Genomic DNA, 25,255 nt, shown 5'->3' on the forward strand with positions numbered 1-25,255 from the left:
TGACTTATGAATATGGACTTAATTCTTTGTCATACAACCGCAGATTTTGACGCATTGGGAGCCGCAGTTGGGCTGACCTGTCTATTGCCAGGCAGTAAGATCGTCTTGAGCGGTGGCGCACATCCGCCTGTCAGAGATTTTTTAGCACTACACCGGGATGAATATCCCCTGATTGAAAGACGTGCAGTCATTGCCGAAAATATTCGTTCTGTGAGAGTTGTGGATACACAACAGCGCGATCGCCTAGGTAAAGCTGCCGAATGGTTAGATTTACCCAACATACAAATCATAGTTTATGATCATCACTTAAGTCAACAGCTAAATATTCCCGCCACAGCATCCCATATTGAACCAGTGGGAGCCTGTACAACTTTAATGGTGGAACAATTGCAACAACAGCAAATTCCCCTGACTTTATCCCAAGCCACAGTCATGGCATTGGGTATTCATGTGGATACAGGCTCATTAACCTTTGACAGTGCCACACCCAGAGATGCTTTAGCTTTAGCTTGGTTAATGGCACAAGGAGTGAGTTCATCGGTAATTTCCACTTATCTTGACCCCGGTTTATCGCCTCAATTACAACAGCTATTAACTGAAGCCTTAGAAAATTTAGAATATTTTTCCTTGCGTGGATATACTATTGGATGGGTAACACTCAGAACAGAAGAATTTGTGCCAGGGTTATCAAGTTTAGCTTCACAACTCGTAGAATTAACCGAAATAGATGCTTTACTACTGGCAAACGAATATACTCACAAAGAAGGTGACTCACGCTTAACCATCATTGGGAGAAGCCAAATACCCGGTGTAAATCTCAACCTCTTATTTCAAATATTCGGCGGTGGTGGACATTCTCAAGCTGCATCCTTGAGTTTACGCCAAGTAAATCCACAAGAAACATTACAACAACTTCTAGACGGCATCAAAACCTCAATTCCTCATCCTCCCACAGCCAGAGACTTGATGTCTTCCCCAGTCCGCACCATTCGTCCCGAAACCACAATTTCCCAAGCCCAAAGTATCTTATTACGCTATGGACACTCTGGTTTATCTGTAGTCGATACCCAAGGAAAACTGGTAGGAATTATTTCGCGACGAGATATAGATATTGCCCTACACCACGGCTTTAGTCATGCGCCAGTCAAAGGCTACATGACAACTAAAGTTAAAACAATTACACCAGACACCATCCTGCCCCAAATCGAATCATTGATGGTAACTTATGATATTGGACGCTTACCTGTATTAGAAAATGGGCAATTAGTAGGAATTGTCACCCGCACCGATGTCTTGCGGGAATTACATCAAGCCGATGAAGAAAACAAATTCAAAATTCAAAATTCAAAATTCAAAATAAATTTTAATACAGAGTTACAAAATCGGCTTGCGCCGCAATTATGGCAATTACTCACCGTAGCATCCCAAGCAGCAGAAAAACGCGGTTGGCATCTTTACTTAGTCGGTGGTGCTGTGCGAGACTTGCTCTTAGCGGAATCAGCCGCAGGTTCATTAATGATTACAGATATTGACCTTGTAGTTGATGGCTTTCACCAAGCAGCAGATGTGGGTGCTGGTGTAGAATTAGCAAAAGCACTGCAAGAAATTTATCCAGGGGCGCGGTTAGAAATTCATGGGGCTTTTCAAACTGCGGCTTTACTATGGCACAAAGACCCAGAATTAGATTCTTTATGGATGGATATTGCTACCGCTAGAACAGAATTTTATCCTTACCCAGCCGCAAACCCGGAAGTTGAAGCCAGTTCCATTCGTCAAGACTTGTATCGCCGTGATTTTAGCATTAACGCCCTCGCCTTGCGCCTGACTTCTCCTCGTTCTGGGGAATTACTGGATTTCTTCGGCGGTTTAATAGATTTACAAGCCAAGCAAATTCGGGTTTTACACCCCAACAGTTTTATTGAAGACCCGACTCGCATTTATCGCGCTGTGCGCTTCGCTGTGCGCTTTGGATTTGAAATCGAAGCACAAACCGAAGAGTTTATTCATTATGCTATCAATAGTGGCGTTTACGATCGCACTGCCCAAACAAATATTAAAACCCCGGCCTTACAAACTCGACTCAAAGCCGAATTAAAATACATCCTCCAAACCCCCTATTGGAAATCAGCGTTACAACTACTCAATCAATTAGGGGCGTTGCAGTGTATTCATCCTACCCTGAAACTCGATGAATCACTTTTGCAGCAATTGCGATTATTAGAACGCTGTTTACGACGATTTGATTCTGAACAAACCCTCATACACTGGGAAATGCGCCTAGAAGCGTTAATTGCTCATTTAGAACCGCAGTATCGCGAGAAAGTAGCCAAAAATCTGCATTTACCAGAGGATGGAATAAAACGCTTGCAAAATTTGGATAAAGCTCAAACTACGGTGAGGGAATTATTACCCACTTGTCAGCGTCCCAGTCAAGTAGTGCAGTTACTACGAAAGTATGATTTACCCATGCTGATTTTAATCGCTTTGCCAAGTCCGCGCATCCTCAGAAAGCAGATATGGCATTATTTAACAGTTTTGGCAAATGTACAACCAATACTCAATGGTAATGATTTAAAGCAATTAGGCTACAAACCAGGGAAACAATTTCGCCAAATGTTAGATGATTTACGCGCTGCTACTTTAGACGGAGTGATTAAAAATAGAACAGAAGCTGAAGAGTTTTTAGCCGAGAATTATCCTCAATAAATTGTCTTACACAGAGGTAAGTTTTATGCAAATCCAAACACAAAAACGCCAGTACACCCCAGAAGAATATTTACAAATAGAAGAGAAATCAGAATACAAAAATGAATATCTAGATGGAGAAATTGTCCCTATGGCTGGTGGTACGACCAATCACAACGAAATATCTTTAAACTTTTGCACCAATTTCAAATTCAGAATGCGGGGTAAAAATTACAAAATTTACATGGGTGATGTCAAATTATCGATACCCCGTTATCGTATTTACACATATCCTGATGTGATGATTATTCCAGGAGAACCAATATATGAAGGAACTGGGACTACGACTATCACTAACCCTGTAATAATTGCCGAAGTATTATCTAAATCTACAGAAAGCTACGATAAAACCAGTAAATTTAGATATTACCGTTCTCTGCCCACATTTAAAGAATATATTATGATTGACCAATACGAATATTTTGTGGAACAGTTTTATAAAAATAATGATGGTCAATGGGTATTAACAGAGTATGAAACCCAAGATGCAGTATTATCACTACAAACAATAGATTTTCAAATTTCTCTCAGTGATATTTATGAAGGAATAAATTTTGAATGAGAATAAGATTAGCCTTCATCATCAAGAGTAAACATAATTAATAATTACAATCAGTGATAACTTGGGAATCGCCACTGATTCCAATAAATATACGCTCTTAAATTACGAATTACGAATTACAAATTAAATAGTATCAGGGTCAATATTTAATTCTCGCAGTTTTGCTGCCAAACGTTCAGCTTTTTGTTCTGCTTGTTCAGCTTTTTGTTCTGCTTGTTCTGCTGTTTCTTCCGGTGTCGGCACTAATTGCCCAGTTTCTGTAAAAAATCTCACCAACCCCTGATGAACTCCCAGATATAAACCTAGTTGATGACTCCACAAATGTCCTTGTTCATTTGGTTGTAGAGGTTGATATTCTCCATCTAATAAGTGAAATCCCGCAAACTCTAATGTGTAGGGGTCGAACCAAAAATAATCATGGGTACGGAAAGTATCTTGATAAAGTTGTTTCTTTAATTCTTTGTCTGTCTGTGCTGTGGAATTAGACAGAATTTCCACAATCACATGAGGATATTTGCCGTTTTCTTCCCAAACTACCCAACTTTTGCGAGTTTTGCGTTCAGTTCCCAGAACCAACAAAAAAGTCTGGTCCTCGAAAGTCTTGTGATTTGCGCTGGTGTGGACTGTAGTAGATAGTTAGGTTTCCCGCCGCATAAAAATCATTTCTGTCTCGCCACAGCCATTTTAAGCATTTGAGTAAGAGCATTATTTGCTCTAAATGTAGTTCAGTTTCCAAGGGAGGCTCATCACTATATAAATCACTAGGGGGAAAGATTACATCTTGAAAGATGCCTGCTGGGGGCGCTAATTCTTGAGCAATGGTCATAGAATAAGTATGGCATCAACTAAATTATAAATCGATTTTAGCATTTTTATGCTATGCGATCGCCTGCGGTATACTGCCTGAACGCGTAGCTTACCGTAAGTAATAGCCTGTGTATAGATAAGTTTGCTACTATATAATCTCCTAGAGCCTGCGGTAATTTATTCATTCCTGACTGGTCTAAATTTCTTCCTCTTCAGCAGAAGCCGCAAAGCAGACAGGCAAGTTATAATTCTCTTGCGGAGCAACGTAACAAAAATTTATGAGTAACCCACTTGTACAAGCCTTTTTCGTAGGCAGAGCTGTAGCCGAAGTAATTAATGAGCGCCTAGAGGTAGCTGTAACCGACGCTTTGAGCGATTTGGGCAAATTTGATGCCGAAGCGAGAGAACAAATGCGCCAGTTCACACAAGAGGTCCTAGAACGGGCAAATCGGGCAGCAGAAGCGGCTAATTCTGGTCAAAGTACCCCCGGCGGTAGCTACTCTAGTTCTGAGCCTGTTGATTTGCAAGCAACAATCGATGAACTCAGAGCAGAAATTGCCCTCTTGCGGAATGAATTGCAACGTCATCGCAGTAATTCTGTATAAAATTAGTCATTAGTCATTGGTCATCGGTCATTAGCCATGATCACATGACACTTGCTCGTAAATGGTTCAGGAATAAGAGTGTCTTTTCATCCAAGGGATTTGGTTAACAACCAACGGTACACAAAAAATATGGAAACAGGTTATTTAGATCATCAAGCATACCGTTGGAATCAGGAAAACTACTCTAGCAGACGGCGCTTTGTGGACATTTGGTCTTTTGTCTTGACCTTAATGTTCAAGCTTTGGCGTTACAACAAATCTTGGAGTTACCCTGGCGGTGTGACTGAGGTCAAGCAAGTTGCAAGACGCAAAGCCCAAGCGGTCTGGATTCGTAATACCCTATTAGAGTTAGGCCCCACTTTTATTAAAGTCGGGCAGTTATTTTCTACCCGTGCTGATATATTTCCCGGCGAGTATGTCGAAGAATTGGCAAAATTACAGGATAAAGTGCCAGCCTTCAGCTATGAGCAAGTAGAAGCAAGTATTGAGGAGGAATTAGGTAAGAAAATTCCGGAATTATTTCATAATTTTGAAGCGATTCCCCTGGCGGCTGCTAGTTTAGGACAAGTACACAAAGCTGTGCTGCACACCGGGGAAGAAGTTGTGGTGAAAATTCAGCGTCCTGGACTAAAGAAGCTATTTGAAATCGATTTACAGATTCTCAAGGGTATCACCCGCTATTTTCAAAACCACCCGAAATGGGGTCGGGGGCGCGATTGGCTGGGAATTTACGAAGAATGTTGTCGCATTCTTTGGGAAGAAATTGATTATCTCAATGAAGGTCGTAATGCTGATACTTTTCGCCGCAACTTTCGGGGCTATGAATGGGTAAAAGTCCCTAGGGTTTATTGGCGTTATGCTTCACCCAAAATATTAACTTTAGAATATGTCCCTGGAATTAAAATTAGCCAATATGAAGCTTTAGAAGCCGCAGGTTTAGATCGTAAGTTGTTAGCACGTCTTGGCGCTCAAGCTTATTTGTTGCAGCTGCTAAATAATGGCTTTTTCCATGCCGATCCTCACCCTGGTAATATTGCGGTGAGTCCCAATGGTGACTTAATTTTCTACGACTTCGGCATGATGGGGCAGATTCAGTCTAATGTGCGTGAAGGATTGATGGAAACGCTGTTTGGTATTGCTCAAAAAGATGGCGATCGCGTTGTCCAGTCTCTGATCGATTTAGGGGCGATCGCCCCGACTGAGGATATGGGGCCAGTGCGGCGTTCTGTCCAGTATATGCTAGACCATTTCATGGATCAGCCCTTTGAAAATCAGTCTGTGGCCGCAATCAGTGACGACCTGTATGAATTAGCTTATAATCAGCCATTTAGATTCCCTGCAACCTTCACTTTTGTGATGCGAGCTTTTTCTACTCTAGAGGGGGTAGGCAAAGGTTTAGATCCAGATTTTAACTTTATGGAAGTTGCCCAACCTTATGCAATGCAACTAATAACAGATATGAATGGTTCTGATAATAATAGCTTTATCAATGAGTTAAGTCGCCAAGCAGTTCAAGTCAGTACAACTGCATTCGGTTTACCCCGGAGATTAGAGGATACATTAGAAAAATTAGAACGCGGTGATATGCGTGTGCGTGTTCGTTCTATAGAAACCGAACGTCTACTACGAAGGCAAAGTAATATTCAATTAGGCACAACCTACGCTTTAATTATCAGTGGATTTACTCTTTCCGCTACAATTTTATTGGTAAATCGTTATGTATGGCTGGCTGTGCTAGCTGGTTTAATTGCCGCAGCATTATCAGTCATCCTGATTCGCTTGCTCTCACGCCTCGACCGTTATGACCGCACGTATTAATTGTTCTCAAAAATTATGAAACTTAACTTCACGGGTTTTAGCGACCCGGGACTTATTCGTTCTAGTAACCAGGATGCTTTCTATATCGACCCTGAAGGGCGATTTTTTATTGTTGCTGATGGTATGGGTGGTCATGCTGGGGGTGAACAAGCAAGTCGCATCGCCACGCAAGAAATTCAAGGGTTTTTGGTGTCCCACTGGGATGATAGTGAATCTACTCCCAAATTGCTAGAAAAAGCCCTATGGGAAGCAAACAAAGCCATTGTACATGATCAGCAACAGCATCCCGAACGCTCTGATATGGGTACTACAGTGGTCGCAGTGGTTTTTCGCTCACCTGATTGTCCTTGGTGCGCTCACGTTGGTGACTCCAGATTATATCGGTTTAGGGAGTCGCAATTACAACTGGTCACGGAAGACCATACTTGGGTAGCCAGGGCTATAAAAATAGGTGAAATTACTGAAGAAGAAGCTCGAAATCACCCCTACCGCCATATATTATCCCGGTGTTTGGGAAGGGAAGACTTGCATAAAGTTGATGTGCAACCGCTAGATGTTAAGATAGGCGATCGCCTGCTTTTATGCAGTGATGGTTTGACCGAAGAACTGAACAATCAAAATATTGCTGAACACCTGGGCAAATCTCCCATATTGGAAACAGCTTCCCTTTCTCTAATTGAAGCCGCCAAAGCCCAGGGTGGACACGATAACATCACAATCGTCATGGTCTCGCTGGAAGAAAACGCTCCAGGATAGTTGAAATTTGTCATTTGGGATTTTCCGACCCAACAGCCCATAGGTTCTTTGGGGCGGATACCCCGCCCCTAGTGGGCTAATGACTAATGACTAATGACTCCGTGTAGCGGATTGATTTGAGATTGGTTTTGACCAAAAACAGCTAACTCAAAATCCCAAATAGCTGATAAATCATTTTTTTAGTAGATATACTCAGGAATTTGTTCAACCTGAGCATTTTTCCTATTTGCAACTTGATACAAATACTTTTAACCTCCAAATTACCTATTGGAGACTGATACTGCAAAATTTCGTTAATTGACTTCTTGCACCTAATGATGTATGGCGAATATAATTAACGCTTAATACCTTTTGCTACCCCTCGACCAGCAGATCCTTACAGGAGAAGTTGAAATCAGTGGGAAGTAAATCAGGGTATTCCAACTAAATTACCGATGGTATGCAAAAAGTGATTTCTACCCAAGATTTGCTTTGGTCAACCTAGGTTATACATCAGTTGGTTGAAGTGCAAGATATGAAAACAACAAACTTACCCATAAGGATGTGGGCAATTCGTCAAACAATTGTTATCTTTCTTAATACAGAGGTACAAATGGATGAACTATACTGACCCACTTATTATACCTTTGGGATTTGTGTCAGCGATATAAATTTTACCCGTTGTTTTTCTCGGAGTTTATTATGAGCCAACCCATCGAACTATCTTTGGAACAGCAATTTAGCATCCGCTCCTTTGCTACCCAAGTACAGCACATGAGTAACGATCAAGCTAAAGATTTTTTAGTCAAGCTTTATGAACAAATGATGGTGCGCGAAGCAACTTATCAAGAGTTGCTCAAGCATCAGTGGGGCTTGGATTCAGGTTCCACTATGGCATAGAGAGTATGTGTGTCGCAGTGGGCGACCTCCTTCTCTTGCTTAGTTCCACGGAGGAAACGAGCTGGGGATGCTGGGGCGTCAACTCAAATAAACAAGTTAATCCTCATAATTCCAGACTTCAAGCTTTACTTAGCCAGATCAGAAGCTCTCTATTGTTTTTCCAATCTACTGTGGCTTTGGGGTGAAATTAATCATACTCATCGGTATGTTTCAATATATACAGACGCTGATTTTTTCTGCCTACAGGCGATGAGATTCTTGACATTTGGCGCTGTTTGAATCCCGCTAAACAGCCTCTACTCCATGAGTTCAATGATCTGTGATCTTTGTACTCATGTAAATGCAATTTTGCAATTGTCATTAATAGTCATTATATTTTTTATAAATAACGCTTACAACTAGTTAGAGATTTTTCTTAACAAAGTTTTACATTATCTAAAAACGACAATTTATGATATATGGTTGGGGTCTGACATAGAAAATTCAACTCCAATGTTCAATAAATGTGACTAATACCTATACAGTAGGTAGTAGATTTCTCCTGATGTGTGATGATTTTCAGCACTTGGAGATGGAGATATTTTTAGTTTGCCCAATTTTGCCTAACTAGATATCCTTTATATACAACTTACGCAGAATTACCCAGTTTATGCTGACTGACGCTGTAAGCTAGCTTCCATTGTATTGGTTAAGACATGACCTGCCATAAAGGTACTGCTGAGATAATAGGTCTGTTCGGAGATGCGATGTATGGTTTCAAAGCCGCTACGACGTTGGCGATCGCCTATTACCCAGTAATGCTGCATAATTGTATCTACACCAATCCAACCCTCACCTTCAATCTTGCCTAAAACATTGTGTTGCAGTAAAAAACTATACTGACGCTCTCCATTGTCCAACCGCCCCTTATATTGCAGAGAGATTTCCGAGCGATCGCTACTTGGAAATATGAGCTTTGTGGCCATAGTGAACCAGTTATCTCGACTCCAAGCCACCAAGGTCATACCTTTAACGCTGATTGGCATACCATGACGCTCCAGCCAATTGCCTTCCATCGTCCAGCGCCCTGGTTCCAATAAAAAAGTGTGAGCCACCTTGTATGTTCCTTGTCTTGATCCAATAACCCAAGTACAGCACGACATAACTCCTAAGTATAAATACCACTGCCATAGTGATTTGCCTTCAAGATCAGGGGGGTGATAAACAATTCTAAATTCTAAATTCTAAATTCTAAATTCTAAATTCTAAATATCAACCCGACTTATCCCTAGTTGTGAATGAATTTCTCCCAAAAGTATTTCACAAGGTGCGCCAGTAGCAGCAGGTAAGTTACCAGGAAGCCCCAGTTGTCGCCAGTAGGCTAAAACAGCAAAGGCGATCGCTTCTTTAAAATCAGCATTCAAACCGACTTCATCTGTAGTCAACACTGGTACTGATGGCAACAATAACTGTAACCTTTGTTTTAAATAGAGATTACGACTCCCGCCACCGCACAATAACACCTGTTGTGGCATTTCGGGTAAAAAACTCTGATAACTGTGAGCAATGCTAGCAACAGTCAGTTCTGTGAGTGTCGCCAGTAGGTCAGCCGGATTTAATTGGTACGGTTCAGCATCTTTTAAACACTGATGCAGGTAAGCCACACCAAATAACTCACGACCTGTAGATTTAGGCGGCGGTAAATGAAAGTAATCTTCCTGGAGCCATTGTGCGACTAATGAATCACAGGGAATACCACTAGCTGCCCAATTACCATTTTCATCATAGGACTTAGCACCATCAGTTAAATGTTGCACTGCCAAATCTAATAAACTATTTCCCGGACCGGTATCCCAAGCGCGAATTTTTGAGAGCCAGTAACCACGACGCGGCGGAATGTAAGCAACATTGCCAATTCCACCAATATTTTGAATACAACGTCCCTCGGCTGAATCACTGAGCAAAAAAGCATCTACTCTCGGCACAAGGGGCGCACCATGACCACCAACATTGATATCCGCCAAGCGAAAATTACTCACAGTGGTAATTCCCGTCACATGAGCAATCAAAGCACCGCGACCTAATTGCAAGCTATAACCCAGACAGTTGGATTTTTGACGAACCCCTTGGGGCGGTCGATGGTAAACAGTTTGACCGTGGGAACCAATCAAAGTTGCGGGCTGGTGACCAATTTGGATATTTTGAGCAGCTTGGGCAAAGGCTAAGGCGATCGCATCATCTATTTCTGCTAATTCTGCCATAGAAATGGCAACCCCAGCGCCCACGGCTAAAATTTTTGCTCTCAATTCGGGTGTGTAGGGATATGTTTCCCCTGCTAGCAACGAAACCTTCAAATCCAAATCACTACCAGAAATCTCTACCAAAGCAGCATCGATACCATCGACGGAAGTGCCGCTAATTAAACCGATAACGCGAGTAGGTACGGTAACTTTTTTAGTCGGAGGCATTGGCAGAGATTCTTTTCTAGATTGCAAATGTGTATTCAATTTATAACTCTAATGTTGGTTGGGGGCAATTGAGGCAGAAGCTTTTAAAACGATCAAATCCTGGGCAGTTGCTTCCCCACTCCTTCTATTGCGATCGCCATCAATTCCCATCGAATTACTAGATCACAGCGATATTCAAGGTAATTCAGTTCACACCGCCTGCGGTACGATAAAAGGTAGAATCAATTAACTTTTCTCGTAATGAATCTGGCCCAAACTCCCAACAACGAAAACTCTCACAATCCTTTTCTCACCCTCAACTACGAACCAGCATTAGAATCTTTGGGTGATGATTACTACGACGAGGTAAGTGCGGCGGATTTTCCCCAGCATATCTTACGCTGGCGCAATGATGCATTGTTACCTCTTTTGGGACTAAACCCCCAAGCCGTTACAGACGCAGATTTTAGCAACGCCTTTGGTAAATTTCAGGGACGCAAACCATTATTAGCATTGCGTTACCACGGCTATCAGTTCGGCACATATAATCCTAACTTAGGTGATGGTAGAGGCTTTCTCTACGGACAAATCCGCGCTACTGATGGCCAATTGTACGACTTTGGCACAAAAGGAAGTGGTAAAACCCCCTACTCTCGTGGCGGTGATGGAATGCTTACACTTAAAGGTGGAGTGCGAGAAGTTCTCGCAGCAGAAGCATTACACCAATTAGGGGTACGCACCTCGCGCTGTTTGACCATGATTGAAACCGGCTTATCCCTGTGGCGGGGTGATGAACCATCACCGACACGCTCATCTGTGATGGTCAGGGTGAACAGTTCCCATATACGTTTTGGCACTTTTGAACGCTTGCATTATTTGCAGCGACCAGATTTAAGTAAGAAACTTTTAGACCACGTAATTCAGTATTATTACCCTCATTTAATTGAGGAAAAAAATCAATATGTTTTATTTTATGCAGAACTAGTCAAACGGGTAGCAGAACTAACAGCGCAATGGATGGCGGCTGGCTTTTGTCATGCAGTCCTGAATACTGACAATATGTCAATTACCGGGGAAAGCTTTGACTATGGCCCTTATGCGTTCATTCCTACTTATGACCCATACTTTACAGCTGCCTATTTCGACTACTATAGACGCTACTGTTATAGCCATCAACCAAGTATTTGTCAATTGAATTTAGAAATGCTTCAGGAACCATTAAAGGCAATTATTGACAAAGCCGAAATGGAGTCAGCATTAACAAAATTCAATCAGTATTATCAAGCTGAATATCGCTCGTTAATGTTGAAAAAATTGGGTTTTGAAGAGTTGCAATTGCCAGAAGCAAATGAACTCTTAAACTTAACGATTCAATTCTTACAAGACAGCCAAGTTGGTTATCACCAGTTTTTCTATGAAATGGCGGTTAATTTTGCAAATACATGGCGAGATGATCCAGAAATGGTGATGAAAGGTTCTGATCTTATATCAACTTCTGGAGAGTTAAAGATTTTTGAGAATTGGTGTGTGCTTTATCATAAAATCCTCAATTATTTGGACTCTGAATACATGGATGTAATAGCCCAAACTCTTGCTAAAAATAATCCCCAAACAGCATTATTAAGACCGTTGATTGAATCGGTTTGGGAACCTATCGCCCAAGAAGATAACTGGCAACCTTTTGATGATTTAGTCAAAAAAATTACATCCCATAGCTAGTGATTTCTTAAAACTCCACAGACTACAAATGCAACTTTTTCTGCATTCCGCAAAAGTAAAAATTTATGTTTTTTTCTAGTTCACCTTTTGCATATTTGCTTACATAGTGCAGTCTCTGAGTTCTTCCAGGCGCGATGGGACAACAAAATGGAGCATGATCGCGAAGTCTGTTTGGCAGCTGGTATGGATGACTACATTAGCAAACCTGTACAACTTCAAGAGTTAGCCCTAGCACTGAGTAAATCCCAACCCCGCAATCGTTCTGAATTAAATTCTACCAAAACTATGTTTTCTCATGTCCCCAGAGGAGGGCAAATTATCACCCGGAATATGGAACAGACTATAATTGATACTAAAATTCTTAATTGCTTACGAGATATGATGTCAGGAGATGAGGCGGCATTTCAGCAACTACTCAATTGTTATCTGACAGAAGCTCCTAAGTCTATACAAATTATCAAAGCATCACGGGCAACTCAAGATGTCGAGGCTTTATGGCAGGCTGCTCACTCTCTTAAGTCTAGTAGTGCCTCTGTTGGAGCTACAACTTTAGCACAAATCTGCCAACAGATAGAAGTCAAAGGACGAAGTAGTGATTTAGAAAGCAGTGAAGACATCTGCTCACAACTTTACAAGGAATATGAGCTAGTTAAAAGGGCTTTGCAAATACAACTGGAGAACTGAGCATCATTGAATACTACATTTGAAGAAAACCAATCTCCGATTCTGATTCTAATTGTTGATGATGAACAATTTATCCGGATGCAACTGCGACTTGCCCTGGAACGGGAAGGGTATGAAATAGTGGAAGCTCAAAACGGCACAGAGGCTTTAAATCTCTGTGAGCAATTGCACCCGGATATCATACTCCTGGATGCAATTATGCCTGATATGGATGGATTCGAGTGTTGCACTCGCTTGAAGTCTGTGGCGTTTAGTCAGTGTACTCCCGTTTTAATGATTACAGGACTGGATGATCAAGAGTCGGTTGACCGGGCTTTTGAAGTGGGTGCAATAGATTTTATTACTAAACCGATTCACTGGCCTGTTTTGCGTCAACGAGTAAAACGCTTGATTTCCCAATCCCAACTTCAGAAACAGCTGGAGTCAGCTAACCAAGAATTACAAAAATTGGCTACTATTGACCAATTAACTCAAATCGCTAACCGCAGACGCTTTGAAGAATATTTAGTCCCAGAATGGCAACGGATGGCACGGGAACAATTGCCTATTTCTCTGATTCTCGGTGATGTTGATTTTTTCAAATTGTATAACGATACCTATGGCCATCAGTTGGGCGATCGCTGTCTCCAAGCGGTTGCTAAATCTATTCAAAATACTATTAAACGTTCTACTGATTTAGTCGCCCGTTATGGTGGGGAGGAATTTACCGTAATTTTACCGAATACGAATATGGAAGGCGCAATTATCCTGGCTGATGCTATTTGTACTGTTGTCAGGAAACTGGCTATCCCCCACAGTACTTCCCCAGTTAGTTCTTTTGTAACTATCAGTGCTGGAGTAGCTACACTCATTCCCAAACCTGGTTCTGACTACCAACAAATCATTGCTCTGGCTGATAAAGCTCTGTATCAAGCAAAAACAGCAGGACGCGATCGCCTAAAATTTATTTAACTGCGCTTACACTGTGATCAGGATTTATGGCAATCACTAAATCCACTGCTGTGGGCGATTTCACCAAGGGCGTAATGAATAATTCTGGGTGTAGCGATCGCCAAAAATAGTTGACAAATTCCTCAATCTGTGCATCCGACATCCCCAATTTACCCGCAGCAATCATTTGTTGTTCTGCTTGTTTACGCCATGTCATTGAACAACGGTAATCAGTAGGGTATAGCACCATTAAACTATCTAATCGTTCCCACAGTGGCAAATAATCACTGAGTCGCTGATTCATATCACGGGCAAATACCCTATCCTCTTCTGTAACAATTGGTGGCGGTGCATGATTAAATACATCGGGATCAATTGGTCGCACGCCCACAAACCAACCTTCAAACAGCACAATATCAATATTTTCGACAATTTCTGGGGTAGTGCGATCGCCAGCACCATGATATGCAGATTTATCAAAGCGGGGAACCCTCACTGGACTTTCGCCCTGCCGAATTTGCTCTAACACCTTTAAACCTAAATCTAGATCATGGGTTCCTGGTGGTCCTCGCCAAATCAATCGGGGATCTTGCTGAGTTAAAATCAGGCGATCGCTATAACTTTTATACAAATCGTCTAAAGATAAACTCAGAGTCCGATATCCTAACTGCTGGAGAATCAAACTCAGAACTTGGCACATTGTAGTTTTACCCGTACCTTGTCCACCTAAAATTCCCTGAATTAGCGGTCTTCCCAAGGCTTGGCGATGCGTCGCTAGTTTTATACTCAGTGGTAGCCATAGGTCACACAACACCGCCAACATTTCTGCTGGTGGTTTATGCAGGTGAGTGTGGCAGAATTCGCTAAAACTCGGCAAAATAGAATTGAGTAAACCTACTGTTGTGGTATCTACATCACTAGCCCAAGCATCCATAATTAAGAACCCAGTTTAAAGGATTCGACAAACATACTATAGATAAAACCGACTTTGAGAATATTTAGTGATTCTACCAAGAGCGATCGCTTAGACAAAAAGCTCGGACTATAAAATATTCTGCTAGTAACCTCTGTCAGTACCACCAAAATCCCGGCAATCACAATATCTAATAAACCTCTTTGTCCGGCTATAGTAGAAATTGCTGTCCCCAGAAAAAAACCAAAAAAGAAATTAATCAACAATAACGATAAACGTCGCCAAGGATTTAAAAACCATTGCCCCAAACGCCTAGCAATGGAATCGAATAAGTTAGTCAGACGAGTGTTTTGCATGAATTAGGTAGGGACTGGGTGCGAAACGTTGACATTTTCCCGACTTTGATCGTAACAAGAGTCTGTTTGAGATCAAAGCAGTAATTTGAATTTACTGGAAAATATGAAGATATATCAAGAATTTTCCCTAGTTAATTCAGCAAAGCTGCTTTTTGTGTTTCTACAACGAAAGTTAGTTTTTTTGGCTCATATTTTGCCTCTTTTATGCGTTTATGAACATTATTCTCACCAATAATCAGGCTTTTTCACCTTAATTTAGCCCTGCTGCCCTCTCTCCTGGCTCTTTAGTCAAGCCTAGACAAAGTATTATTACTAAGAATTATGAAATTTACAGTATATCGTAACGCTGCGATTGCAGCTTGTGCTTTGGGTTTGCTTGGGTTCATGGTGGGATGCTGGGAAATAAGTGTGTCTTTTGAGTCAGTAGATCCAGGTACATCAGAGCCTGTAATTCCAGCACCACCTGTCCCAGATCCAAGAGTTAGTTCTACTACCTTAATTCCAGAAACTAACCAAACCAATAAAATCGGACTCATCGATAGTCACATCTTAGTAGATCGTCAACACTCAACTGCTGATGCGAAAAATCAAGGGACTTTACGCATGAGTAATCAAACAGATCAGCCTGTGCGCGTGGCCTTACTAGCACGACAACCCCAGGGGAAAAACTCTGGAGATCAACCCACTAACTATGATGTTCCGGCTCATTGGGATTTTGAACCCCAAGAAGGTAGTGAAAAGGGGTTGATTCTATCCCTGCCTCATGGCAATCTCAATTTGGAAAGGGGAGATGTTATAGTTGCCTTTGCACAAGATGGTTCTCGCCGTTACTGGGGACCCTATGTTGTGGGGGAAACTTCTGCGCCTCAATGGAACACTCAAAATCGAGAATGGTTATTGGTATTGAGTCCTTGACCCCCAGACAAGAACAAAAGATAGCTAGTTAACGACTATTGACTAGTTATGTTGAAGTGTTGACTATTGATAAATAATGAGGATAAAACTGAGTGTTCCGGGTAGTCTCAACGATTGGGGGCAAAATTTAGTCAAAAGTCCAGTTTTTGCTGTGACTATACTAATTTTGATTGCTTGGCTGGCTTATGGGTGGAATTTGGGTAGTGTCGGCTTGATTGATGAAACAGAGCCATTGTTTGCTGAAGCTTCCCGTCAAATGTTGGTTACAGGTGATTGGATCACTCCGATGTTTAATGGTGAAACTCGTTTTGATAAACCAGCTTTAATTTATTGGTGTCAAGCGATCGCCTATGCAATTATCGGGGTAAATGAGTGGTCAGTGCGGCTTCCTTCGGCGATCGCCTCTGTGGTCATCATCGGTTTAACCTTTTACACTGTACAGTGGTATTTTGCTCAAAAAGACGAATTAGAACAGGTTTCACACCCGACTCGGCGCAACTTAACAGCTTTGATTGCAGCAGCTATGCTCGCACTCAGTCCTGAGATGATTGTCTGGGGAAGAATCGGTGTTTCAGATATGATGCTGACTGGGTGCATGGCATCCGCGTTATTATGTTTTTTTCTAGGGTATGCAGCAAAGACAGAAACTCAACCCAAATCCGCCTCATCTCTATTCCCCAACAAATGGTATTTGGCTTGTTACGTCCTCATTGCTGGGGCGATTTTGAGCAAAGGGCCTGTAGGAATTGTATTGCCTACGCTGATTATCGCCGCATTTATCATTTATGTGGGCAATATCCGAGAAGTCTTAACCCAAATGCGTCCCCTCATGGGTATGCTGATTATTTTTAGTTTATCAGCCCCTTGGTATCTGCTAGTAACTTGGCGTAATGGTTGGGATTATATTGATGCTTTTTTCGGCTATCACAATGTAGAAAGGTTCACAGAAGTAGTTAATGGTCACTCGGCTCCTTGGTATTTCTACTTCTTAGTAGTATTACTGGGCTTTGCGCCGTATTCAGTGTATTTACCCGTAGCAATAGTTAAATTAAGATTTTGGCAGCGATCGCATTGGAAATCCCAAGAACGCTCTCAACAATTAGGTTTATTTGCCTGTATCTGGTTTATTACTATCTTTAGCTTTTTTAGCATCGCCGTCACCAAACTTCCCAGCTACGTGTTACCTTTAATGCCAGCCGCAGCTATTTTAGTAGCGTTGTTATGGAGCGACTTTTTCCCCAAAAACCACCAAAATATACCTTCTGCATCCTCTGCTCTCAAAACCAGTGCTTGGATAAATGTCATCTTTGCCACAGTCCTAACCGTAGCACTATTTAACATCAATCATTTAATCAATGATTATTCAGTTGCTCCCGGCTTTCCCCGACTGATTCAAAACGCAGGTTTACCAGTGCTAGGGGGATTCACTTGGTTTTTTGGAGCGCTGATGATTGCCGCTTTGATCATCAGTCGCCGTTGGCACAGTATTGTTAACGTAAATTTACTGGTATTTACAGCATTTTTGATCCTAGTCTTAATGCCAGCTTTGGATTTAATGGATCAGCAGCGTCAGCAACCTTTAAGAGATTTAGCGGCGGTTGTCGTGGAAGCACAGCAATCAGATGAAGAATTAGTGATGGTGGGGTTCAAAAAACCAAGTGTAGTGTTTTACACTCAAAAGCCAGTAAATTATATTAAACTAACCAAGGATGCTGTAGAGCATATTCAAAATCGCACTTCTCAAGGAAAACAGCCGCCTTCTTTGCTAGTCATAGCGGAACCGAAAGCCTTTGTTAAAATGGACTTGCGACCGGGTACTTACGATATTTTAGACACTAGGGACACTTATCAGTTAATTCGCGTTTCTTTGAGAAGAATCAAGCAAGAAACATTCACAATATCTTGAGCAAATTGGTGACCTGTTAAAAATAGAACTTACGCATTTATGGGAAAACGTAGACCGAAGGGCTTGCCGAAGGCTACCACTCCAGGCACAGAGTACACTGAGTCACTTAATTTTGGATTTTGGATTTACGATTTTGGATTAACCTCTCCTTATAAAGAAGAGGCTTAAACATGGAAAACTTTTTGTTTTTCTTCTGCGTGAACCCAGAGGCTTGAGACCAAATATTTTAGATTTCAGATTTTCATTTAATCCAAAATTTAAAATCTAAAATCTAAAATCGCTTCGGTCAAGAGGGTTTAAGAAAGTTTTTGCGTAAGTCCTGCTAAAGCTTGATTGATTTGAGTTAATAAATCTTCCATTGAGATAGAACGAGGCACAATGTGGGCGGCGATGTCTTGTTTTCGAGAATTTATGCGAACCACAAGCTGCGCTAACTCACTCATGAGATTTTCTGCTGCATCCAATTTACTCTGGCTAGGCTGATTACTTTCGCCTGAGGAACCTTCAAACAGAGAATGGGTGAAAGTGTGATGGAATCGCTGGTCGATGATCAAAATTGGTGGTAACTCAAAAGGTAAGTCTGCCAAGGCTTTGAGCTTTGTTATTACCTCTTGATGCACAGAGGAATCGCCTAAGCTAATCAGCAGTAAGTCAACGCTTTGGTGGCGCATTTGTTGTAGAACTTCTGCCCAACAACGCCCCATTGCTGCTTTCAAGCCAGCTGTTTGTAAATACTGAATTAAAGCTTGGAACCACTCAGATCCCCGTTCGGTAGTGTCGTTATTTACTGAAGACTTTTTGACTGTTTGACCATTCTGTAAATGTTTGCGCCTGATTTGTGGTAAATCATCCAGCATCGTCAAATCTACCACAAGGATACTAGGTGGGCAGCAGATACCAGAGGCAATTTGCAGCACAGATAATAAAGGATCTGTGGGATCGCTGTGGTTGTCCTGGTCTCTAGAGAATGCTGTCAAGTAAGGAAACACTGACAAACCAGGTATCTGGGAAGCCGCTAGGGTAGTTGCGACATCGCAAGTCACCAGTGGAATATCAGCCAATATGGGATGTTGAGTTAACTGTTCTAGGTAGGTTTGTGCCAAAGAACCTTCGGCATCGAGTAAAATGACATCGAACTGCCAAACCCGCGCCAAGAGTTCTGCCTGATCTAGGTCATCTACCTCAATCACCCGATGTTCTCGCAGTGAAGGGTGGGGGTTAATTGATGCTAAATTCTGTTCTACCAACCTGAGAATTCTGAGGGGAGTTGTAGTGGGGGCGATTTTGTGATTTCCTAACCCTGACTGCCCAATTGCTGGTTGAGCAACTAAGTTTTCTAAGAGTGGTACTAAGGCCTGATGCTGTACGGGTAAATTGAGGAAACCATCGGCGCGATTAGCATAAGCTTGTTCTTTTTCCGCCCCTGTCGCTGTCACCATTACGGGAATGTGTTTAGTTACAGCATCAGATTTCAATAAAGTCAGGACATCCCAACCCGAAAGTAAAGGTAATAAGGGGTTTAAGAAGATAGCTTTCGGTTGCAAACGACGGGCTTTTTCGACTGCTTCTGTACCTGAGCGAGCGATTACGACCCGATAACCTAAACCTTTGAGCTGATCGGTCAAATCTTCGATATATCTCGCTACTGCTTCCACTACTAGCACTAACCGTTGTGAGCTAGTGGGTTGATGTTGGGGAGTTGTAGTCATCCGCCCACGTGCTGAGGCGGGGACTTCTCGTGTTTCGGGGAATTGGATTTTGTGATCTTCTCTGATTCCCATCTCTGGTTCAGTGAAGCCTGTGGTAGGTGGACTTGGTGGTAGGAGTAATGTAAATTGGCTACCTTTGCCTTCACGAGATAAGAAGCTGACATCACCTCCGTGGAGACGAGCTAAAGCCCTAGTTAAAACCAACCCCAAACCAGTACCTTCAAATTGGCGGGTGAGGGGATTTTCTAGTTGTTGGAATTTTTGGAAGATTAAATGTTGTTGATGTTCGGGAATACCAATACCTGTATCCCAGACTGTAAAGGCAATCCAGCCTTCCCAACGACTGACACGCAAACCAATTTCCCCAGAGTTTTGGGTAAATTTAAAGGCGTTGGAAAGTAGGTGTACCAACATCTGACGCAAGCGCAATTCATCGGCTACTATCTGTTCTAAGCCTGGTTCAATGGAGATGGAAAATTCCATTTCGGAATTTGCTGTTGGGGTTGGGGTGGCGCTGGCTTTGGTAGTTTGAGTGTGGATGGCTTTTGCTTCTGTGAGGGCGCGATCGCACACTGTCCGAATTGTCACGGGTACAAGGGCTAAATCCATCTGTCCCGTTTCCATGCGGGTCAAATCTAAAATATCATTGACCACACTCATTAAATGCCGTCCGCTTTGATGAATCAGTCCCGCATAACGGGCTTGGCGCTCGTTGAGTTCACCCAACTGCTGATCTACAAGCAACCGTGATAGTCCCAAAACCGCAGTCAGGGGGGTCTTTAGTTCATGACTAATACAAGCTAAAAACTCATCTTTTAAGCGATTTAGTTGAATTAGGTCAGCATTTTTCGCTGCTAGTTCTTTATATATCTGGTGCTGTTCGGTGACATCAGTCGCTAATATTAAGCATAAGTCATGACCCCGTTGAGTTCTGAGAGTCGCCGCAGTTTGCTCAAAGGTAAATTCTCCGGCAAACATTTCCCGGAATAGAAGTTTTGACTTAGGACTATCTAAGCGGATTTTGGCAAATTGCCAAATTCGCTCCTGACCATTCTGCACTTCTACAACACAGGTACAAGTACCCATCGGGCTATCTAAAAAGCAGCGATTGGATGTCGTCGTTGTGGCTGTTGACTGCTGATGCAGGCTTTTACCATTAGCCTCAGCGTTCAATTGAGCGCTCACGCCGAAGTCCGAACGGTTATGAGACGGTGGTGGGGATGATGGCGCTAGGGGCGGCGCTTCCGGCGGTGACACAAAGGTATGTTCTCCTGAATGAGATTGTCGCGGTATGGATTGTCCCTGTCCCGGATGAGCATTTCCTTTATGATCAGGATAAAATTTGGTTGCTTGTTGGCTGGCGTATTCTGTAGCCGTTTTGGTCTGGGTTGGGGCTAGTATTGCTTCGACTTGTTGTCGGATACCTTCTGGATCTTTGAATGCTCCCAATTGCTGCCACCAAGCCGGATTTTTGGCGACTACTTCACCTGTTTGAGTTTGCAGCATTAACGGCCAAGGCAGGAGGTCTAATAGCTGTACCAGTGATTTTTGTGATGGTTGACGTTGATTTATTCTTGGCGATCGCGATCGCCGAGCGCGTGATTTGTACTCAGCGCTGCTGTAAGCAGATTGCGCCAACCCTGACTTGTGATCATCACGCCCGTGAGTTTTGGCTCTTGTGCTGGACGTGTGAGCATGGTCTGGGGAAATATTTTCCGAGGTTCTCTGGGTAGAAGGTGAGTATCCAGTTCTCTCACCATTCATGGCCAATTTTTCCTTAGCCAATGCTTTTAACAGACGTGCGCTATTCAGCAGCCCCAGAAATTGCCCAGATCCATCAATCAATGCCCAATCGAAGTTACTGTTTGTTTGGCTGGGCTGGTAACGCAACAGCAGCTTAAATTGTTCTACACAATAACTTGCTGGTAACGTCTTGAGTGGCTCGATTATGGCTTTATCCCAGGTTGACAAGGGCTGCTGCAAGTCTAAAAATTGATTGTCACCAGATGCTGCCAATAATTTTTGTGTTAAACGGGCAGATTGCACCAATCCTAACGGGCATTGTTGCTGATTTACTACTACCAAGCGATCGCACTGCTCTTGCTCAAATATCTCCAGCACGATAGCCAGAGTACTTGTTTCTACGCAGTTGGGTACGGTTGCTAGAAAGTCATAAAGCGGGTACTGTAGCATTGACATAAGGAACCTTAGGGTCATTCTTCTTTGTGGAAGCTTGCGGCTTCACCATCCCCACTTTGGGCAAATAGTGAGTGTGGGAGCAGCAAAGCAATATTCTTTCAGAAGACTCATTTCACTGATTCTTGTTACAGCTTCAACGCCATTGAAACAATGAGTTTGCCGAACGGCAGCGCTCACGGCGAGATTCTTCACAGACAAGACTTATGGGATTTACTCGTTACCTTTGCCACTGAGAAGTTTAGGGAAATATCCTTGTCAGTCTCCTACTGGTGTTGAAACTGCTCTGCGATAGTGACAACTAAAACAATTATGAGGCCAAAGATTCGCTTTAGAACCTTGAGGAATTATAATGATTTAGAATGCGACGGTACTTTAAGTTCGTTGAAGGATCTTATCAAGGAGTCAAATCAAAGGATCTATATCTGGAGAAATATACATAAGTTAATCATCAATTAAGTAACGTATCTTCATTAACCACAGACGCTTCATCCACAACCTACTAAGTCCTAGCAATGATTACACTGCATCTGCTCTTCAACAACCAGATATTGATTATATGGTGACATGAAGCGTTCTCTCAAAGAAAAATTGCAACTTTAATACACAACTACACATAAACTTAGAAGTGTTATATAGCAGATAGTCCACCAATATTGGTCAAGGCGATTAATTAAGATATATAACTATACAGATGTTACTAATTATGTCGATTTTTCCACCCGATGTTCCCAAAAACTTAGATAATCCGGCTAAACTAGCCACAACACTAAGATTAAGCAGGCAGATGTGGAGTTCTGTCTAGTACACCACCGACTATTTCAGCTTCTCGCCGAGCATCACTACTACCACTGCTAAAATTTACTACCTAATGCAGTGGTGGTAACAATACCTTAATAAAAATTTTATTTCTCAATATTCTTATGTATTTCCATGCCAAAAGCAAAAACTACAGCAGTTCTTTCAGCAGATGACTCAAGTTGATCGGCAGGTGTTGTTACAACAACTCAAATCAGATTATCGCCGGATTCTTATAAATTACTTTACTACAGATAAAACTCTGAAAGAAGAAATTGATAAATTTATCCATGCACTATTTTGTGCTAATATTCCTGTGCCACAAATTATAGAATTTCACATGGAACTAATTGAAGACTTTTCCATACAGCTAAAATTAGAAGGCAGGAGCGATGAAGCATTACTTGATTATCGTTTAGCACTCATAGATATCCTAGCGCACTTGTGTGAACTTTATAGGTGTTCAATTTCTAAATAAACTAAATTCATAATAATGAATCAAGCCAGAAAGACTTATGTTCTCAAGCTTTATGTAGCAGGGAATACACCCAATTCAGTAAGAGCATTAAAGATACTTAAAAACATTTTAGAACAAGAATTTCAAGGTGTCTATGCTTTGAAAGTGATTGACGTGCTTAAAAATCCCCAGCTAGCGGAAGAAGACAAAATATTAGCTACACCAACATTATCGAAAATTTTGCCGCCACCTGTTCGCAAAATAATTGGTGACCTATCAGACAGAGAAAGAGTGTTGATTGGATTAGACTTACTTTATGAAGAACTGAGTGAAGAATCTTGGGAAGAATAAACAACGTTTAATCACACCAATTGGCTAAAAAATTACCAAGTTTAGGTTAGTAATATAAAAACCGGGTTTAATACCCATTTGTTAATAAGCAATGAGCGAAAAAGACCAAGCAGCGCCAAACAACACCCCAATTGCTGGTGTAGAAAAAATTCGCACGATGATAGAAGGTTTTGACGATATTAGCCACGGAGGTTTGCCTATTGGTAGAACTACCTTAGTTAGTGGTACATCTGGTACAGGCAAAACCTTATTCTCACTGCAATTTCTCTATAACGGAATTACCCGCTTTGATGAACCGGGTGTATTTGTGACCTTTGAAGAGTCCCCCAGTGATATTATTAAAAATGCTCAAATTTTTGGGTGGAATTTACAACACTTAATTGACGAAGGTAAATTATTTATTCTTGATGCTTCACCAGATCCCGAAGGTCAAGATATTGTGGGTAACTTTGACCTTTCGGCACTGATTGAGCGTTTGCAATATGCAATTCGCAAATATAAAGCCCAAAGAGTATCTATTGACTCAATCACAGCTGTCTTTCAACAGTATGAAGCAATGGGAGTAGTGCGACGGGAAATTTTTCGCCTTGTCGCCCGTCTCAAGCAGCTGTACGTCACAACTATCATTACCACCGAACGTAGCGAGGAATACGGTTCTGTTGCTTCATTTGGAGTAGAAGAATTTGTTTCCGATAATGTGGTAATTGTGCGTAACGTTTTAGAAGGAGAACGTCGTCGCCGCACCATTGAAATTCTCAAATTGCGTGGTACAACTCATATGAAAGGCGAGTATCCTTTTACAATTACCAATGCAGGAGTCAACATTTTCCCCTTGGGCGCAATGCGCTTGACCCAACGCTCTTCTAATGTCAGAGTATCATCGGGAGTCAAAACCCTAGATGAAATGTGTGGGGGTGGTTTCTTTAAAGATTCTATTATTTTGGCAACGGGAGCTACCGGTACTGGTAAAACTTTATTAGTCAGTAAATTTTTGCAAGATGGCTGTAGAAATGGTGAACAAGCAATATTATTTGCTTATGAAGAATCACGCGCTCAACTGTCTCGCAATGCTTACTCTTGGGGAATTGACTTTGAAGAATTAGAACGTCAAGGATTACTCAAAATAATTTGCACTTATCCTGAATCAACTGGTTTAGAAGACCACTTGCAAATTATTAAATCAGAAATTGCCGTGTTTAAACCATCTCGCATTGCCATTGACTCCCTTTCAGCACTAGCTAGAGGAGTGAGCAATAATGCCTTCCGCCAGTTTGTCATCGGTGTGACTGGTTATGCCAAGCAAGAAGAAATAACTGGTTTTTTTACCAACACAACTGACCAATTTCTGGGTTTACATTCGATTACTGACTCCCATATTTCCACAATTACTGACACAATTTTGATGTTGCAGTATGTGGAAATTCGTGGCGAAATGTCACGAGCAATTAATGTATTTAAAATGCGCGGTTCGTGGCACGACAAAGGTATCCGTGAGTACAATATTACGGCTGACGGCCCCGAAATTAAAGATTCTTTCCGTAACTACGAACGAATTATTAGTGGTGCGCCTACCCGCGTTAGTATCGATGAAAAGGCGGAACTGTCTCGCATAGTCCAAAGTTTTGAAAATAAACCAAGTTCCGATTCCTCAATTTAGTGTGATGGTATATCCATATCTAAATTGAGGATCGTGCTATATTCTGTGGAGAAGAAGGGTTTTCTG

At 41.9% G+C, this 25,255-nt stretch carries 19 protein-coding genes and 1 pseudogene; 14 read left to right on the top strand and 6 right to left on the bottom strand.

What is annotated here, in order from left to right; all coding sequences use genetic code 11:
- Positions 1-12 precede the first annotated feature (12 nt).
- Together NSP_RS19755 and NSP_RS19760 are read left to right on the top strand one after the other, a co-directional pair.
- The gene (locus NSP_RS19755) at positions 13-2,706 is read left to right on the top strand and encodes a CBS domain-containing protein (protein WP_017804363.1); all 2,694 of its coding nucleotides are present in this window, start codon (positions 13-15) and stop codon (positions 2,704-2,706) included.
- Between the two features lie 25 nt (positions 2,707-2,731).
- Positions 2,732-3,307, top strand: coding sequence for a Uma2 family endonuclease (locus NSP_RS19760; protein ID WP_006198365.1), 576 nt, complete (start codon positions 2,732-2,734; stop codon positions 3,305-3,307).
- Positions 3,308-3,430: 123 nt separating this feature from the next.
- Here the strand turns inward: NSP_RS19760 and NSP_RS19765 are convergent.
- Positions 3,431-4,133, bottom strand: a pseudogene (locus tag NSP_RS19765) (Uma2 family endonuclease).
- Positions 4,134-4,392: 259 nt separating this feature from the next.
- On the opposite strand from NSP_RS19765, the gene NSP_RS19770 reads away from it, so the two are divergent.
- The 4 genes from NSP_RS19770 to NSP_RS19785 all read left to right on the top strand — a co-directional run bounded on the left by NSP_RS19770 (position 4,393) and on the right by NSP_RS19785 (position 8,172).
- The gene (locus NSP_RS19770; protein ID WP_006198363.1) at positions 4,393-4,719 is read left to right on the top strand and encodes a DUF6825 family protein; all 327 of its coding nucleotides are present in this window, start codon (positions 4,393-4,395) and stop codon (positions 4,717-4,719) included.
- Positions 4,720-4,848: 129 nt separating this feature from the next.
- On the top strand, positions 4,849-6,537 hold the full coding sequence (locus NSP_RS19775) for an ABC1 kinase family protein (RefSeq protein WP_006198362.1): 1,689 nt from the start codon (positions 4,849-4,851) through the stop codon (positions 6,535-6,537).
- A gap of 15 nt (positions 6,538-6,552) precedes the next feature.
- Positions 6,553-7,293 carry a Stp1/IreP family PP2C-type Ser/Thr phosphatase gene (locus NSP_RS19780; protein ID WP_006198361.1) on the top strand — a complete coding sequence of 247 codons (741 nt, stop codon included), beginning with the start codon at positions 6,553-6,555 and terminating at the stop codon, positions 7,291-7,293.
- A 681-nt stretch (positions 7,294-7,974) separates the two neighbouring features.
- A complete protein-coding gene (locus NSP_RS19785) occupies positions 7,975-8,172 on the top strand; it encodes an NblA/ycf18 family protein (protein WP_006198360.1) in 198 nt (65 codons plus the stop codon).
- A 647-nt stretch (positions 8,173-8,819) separates the two neighbouring features.
- Here the strand turns inward: NSP_RS19785 and NSP_RS19790 are convergent.
- Both NSP_RS19790 and NSP_RS19795 read right to left on the bottom strand, forming a co-directional pair.
- On the bottom strand, positions 8,820-9,266 hold the full coding sequence (locus NSP_RS19790) for a hypothetical protein (RefSeq protein WP_006198359.1): 447 nt from the start codon (positions 9,264-9,266) through the stop codon (positions 8,820-8,822).
- A gap of 150 nt (positions 9,267-9,416) precedes the next feature.
- Entirely contained in the window at positions 9,417-10,619 is a 1,203-nt protein-coding gene (locus NSP_RS19795; protein ID WP_006198358.1) for an anhydro-N-acetylmuramic acid kinase, read from the bottom strand.
- A 240-nt stretch (positions 10,620-10,859) separates the two neighbouring features.
- On the opposite strand from NSP_RS19795, the gene NSP_RS19800 reads away from it, so the two are divergent.
- From NSP_RS19800 to NSP_RS19810, 3 genes are all read left to right on the top strand, one after another.
- A complete protein-coding gene (locus NSP_RS19800; RefSeq protein WP_006198356.1) occupies positions 10,860-12,317 on the top strand; it encodes a protein adenylyltransferase SelO in 1,458 nt (485 codons plus the stop codon).
- A gap of 147 nt (positions 12,318-12,464) precedes the next feature.
- Entirely contained in the window at positions 12,465-13,001 is a 537-nt protein-coding gene (locus NSP_RS19805; protein WP_006198355.1) for an Hpt domain-containing protein, read from the top strand.
- 6 nt (positions 13,002-13,007) lie between these two features.
- Positions 13,008-13,952, top strand: a complete 945-nt coding sequence (locus tag NSP_RS19810; RefSeq protein ID WP_006198354.1) for a response regulator — start codon at positions 13,008-13,010, stop codon at positions 13,950-13,952.
- On the opposite strand, the gene NSP_RS19815 is transcribed toward NSP_RS19810, so the two are convergent.
- Positions 13,945-14,865, bottom strand: a complete 921-nt coding sequence (locus tag NSP_RS19815; RefSeq protein WP_006198353.1) for a hypothetical protein — start codon at positions 14,863-14,865, stop codon at positions 13,945-13,947. The two genes, NSP_RS19810 and NSP_RS19815, sit on opposite strands and share 8 nt — an antisense overlap.
- 2 nt (positions 14,866-14,867) lie before the next feature.
- Positions 14,868-15,200, bottom strand: coding sequence for a DUF565 domain-containing protein (locus NSP_RS19820; RefSeq protein WP_006198352.1), 333 nt, complete (start codon positions 15,198-15,200; stop codon positions 14,868-14,870).
- 321 nt (positions 15,201-15,521) lie between these two features.
- Here NSP_RS19820 and NSP_RS19825 point away from each other — a divergent pair, with 321 nt between their 5' ends.
- A complete protein-coding gene (locus tag NSP_RS19825) occupies positions 15,522-16,115 on the top strand; it encodes a hypothetical protein (RefSeq protein WP_006198351.1) in 594 nt (197 codons plus the stop codon).
- A gap of 76 nt (positions 16,116-16,191) precedes the next feature.
- Positions 16,192-18,021, top strand: coding sequence for an ArnT family glycosyltransferase (locus NSP_RS19830; protein WP_006198350.1), 1,830 nt, complete (start codon positions 16,192-16,194; stop codon positions 18,019-18,021).
- Positions 18,022-18,317: 296 nt separating this feature from the next.
- On the opposite strand, the gene NSP_RS19835 is transcribed toward NSP_RS19830, so the two are convergent.
- Complete coding sequence (locus NSP_RS19835) at positions 18,318-21,929, bottom strand: ATP-binding response regulator (protein ID WP_044482786.1); 3,612 nt, start codon at positions 21,927-21,929, stop codon at positions 18,318-18,320.
- A gap of 904 nt (positions 21,930-22,833) precedes the next feature.
- On the opposite strand from NSP_RS19835, the gene NSP_RS19840 reads away from it, so the two are divergent.
- The 3 genes from NSP_RS19840 to kaiC all read left to right on the top strand — a co-directional run bounded on the left by NSP_RS19840 (position 22,834) and on the right by kaiC (position 25,189).
- The gene (locus tag NSP_RS19840; RefSeq protein WP_267897161.1) at positions 22,834-23,202 is read left to right on the top strand and encodes a circadian clock protein KaiA; all 369 of its coding nucleotides are present in this window, start codon (positions 22,834-22,836) and stop codon (positions 23,200-23,202) included.
- A 15-nt stretch (positions 23,203-23,217) separates the two neighbouring features.
- On the top strand, positions 23,218-23,532 hold the full coding sequence (kaiB, locus tag NSP_RS19845; protein ID WP_006198954.1) for a circadian clock protein KaiB: 315 nt from the start codon (positions 23,218-23,220) through the stop codon (positions 23,530-23,532).
- 91 nt (positions 23,533-23,623) lie between these two features.
- Positions 23,624-25,189: a circadian clock protein KaiC gene (gene kaiC / locus NSP_RS19850; RefSeq protein ID WP_006198953.1), complete on the top strand. Its 1,566-nt coding sequence runs from the start codon at positions 23,624-23,626 to the stop codon at positions 25,187-25,189.
- Positions 25,190-25,255 lie beyond the last annotated feature (66 nt).

The organism is Nodularia spumigena CCY9414 (genome assembly GCF_000340565.2).
Lineage (GTDB): Bacteria > Cyanobacteriota > Cyanobacteriia > Cyanobacteriales > Nostocaceae > Nodularia > Nodularia spumigena.

Bases quoted from the DNA above. Each gene is read 5' to 3' on its own strand.
- NSP_RS19760 (WP_006198365.1), top strand. From the start codon at position 2,732: ATGCAAATCCAAACACAAAAACGCCAGTACACCCCAGAAGAATATTTA.
- kaiC (WP_006198953.1), top strand. From the start codon at position 23,624: ATGAGCGAAAAAGACCAAGCAGCGCCAAACAACACCCCAATTGCTGGT.
- NSP_RS19825 (WP_006198351.1), top strand. From the start codon at position 15,522: ATGAAATTTACAGTATATCGTAACGCTGCGATTGCAGCTTGTGCTTTG.
- NSP_RS19830 (WP_006198350.1), top strand. From the start codon at position 16,192: ATGAGGATAAAACTGAGTGTTCCGGGTAGTCTCAACGATTGGGGGCAA.
- NSP_RS19835 (WP_044482786.1), bottom strand. From the start codon at position 21,929: ATGTCAATGCTACAGTACCCGCTTTATGACTTTCTAGCAACCGTACCC.
- NSP_RS19795 (WP_006198358.1), bottom strand. From the start codon at position 10,619: ATGCCTCCGACTAAAAAAGTTACCGTACCTACTCGCGTTATCGGTTTA.
- NSP_RS19770 (WP_006198363.1), top strand. From the start codon at position 4,393: ATGAGTAACCCACTTGTACAAGCCTTTTTCGTAGGCAGAGCTGTAGCC.
- kaiB (WP_006198954.1), top strand. From the start codon at position 23,218: ATGAATCAAGCCAGAAAGACTTATGTTCTCAAGCTTTATGTAGCAGGG.
- NSP_RS19755 (WP_017804363.1), top strand. From the start codon at position 13: ATGGACTTAATTCTTTGTCATACAACCGCAGATTTTGACGCATTGGGA.
- NSP_RS19775 (WP_006198362.1), top strand. From the start codon at position 4,849: ATGGAAACAGGTTATTTAGATCATCAAGCATACCGTTGGAATCAGGAA.
- NSP_RS19805 (WP_006198355.1), top strand. From the start codon at position 12,465: ATGGAGCATGATCGCGAAGTCTGTTTGGCAGCTGGTATGGATGACTAC.
- NSP_RS19785 (WP_006198360.1), top strand. From the start codon at position 7,975: ATGAGCCAACCCATCGAACTATCTTTGGAACAGCAATTTAGCATCCGC.
- NSP_RS19820 (WP_006198352.1), bottom strand. From the start codon at position 15,200: ATGCAAAACACTCGTCTGACTAACTTATTCGATTCCATTGCTAGGCGT.
- NSP_RS19815 (WP_006198353.1), bottom strand. From the start codon at position 14,865: ATGGATGCTTGGGCTAGTGATGTAGATACCACAACAGTAGGTTTACTC.
- NSP_RS19780 (WP_006198361.1), top strand. From the start codon at position 6,553: ATGAAACTTAACTTCACGGGTTTTAGCGACCCGGGACTTATTCGTTCT.
- NSP_RS19800 (WP_006198356.1), top strand. From the start codon at position 10,860: ATGAATCTGGCCCAAACTCCCAACAACGAAAACTCTCACAATCCTTTT.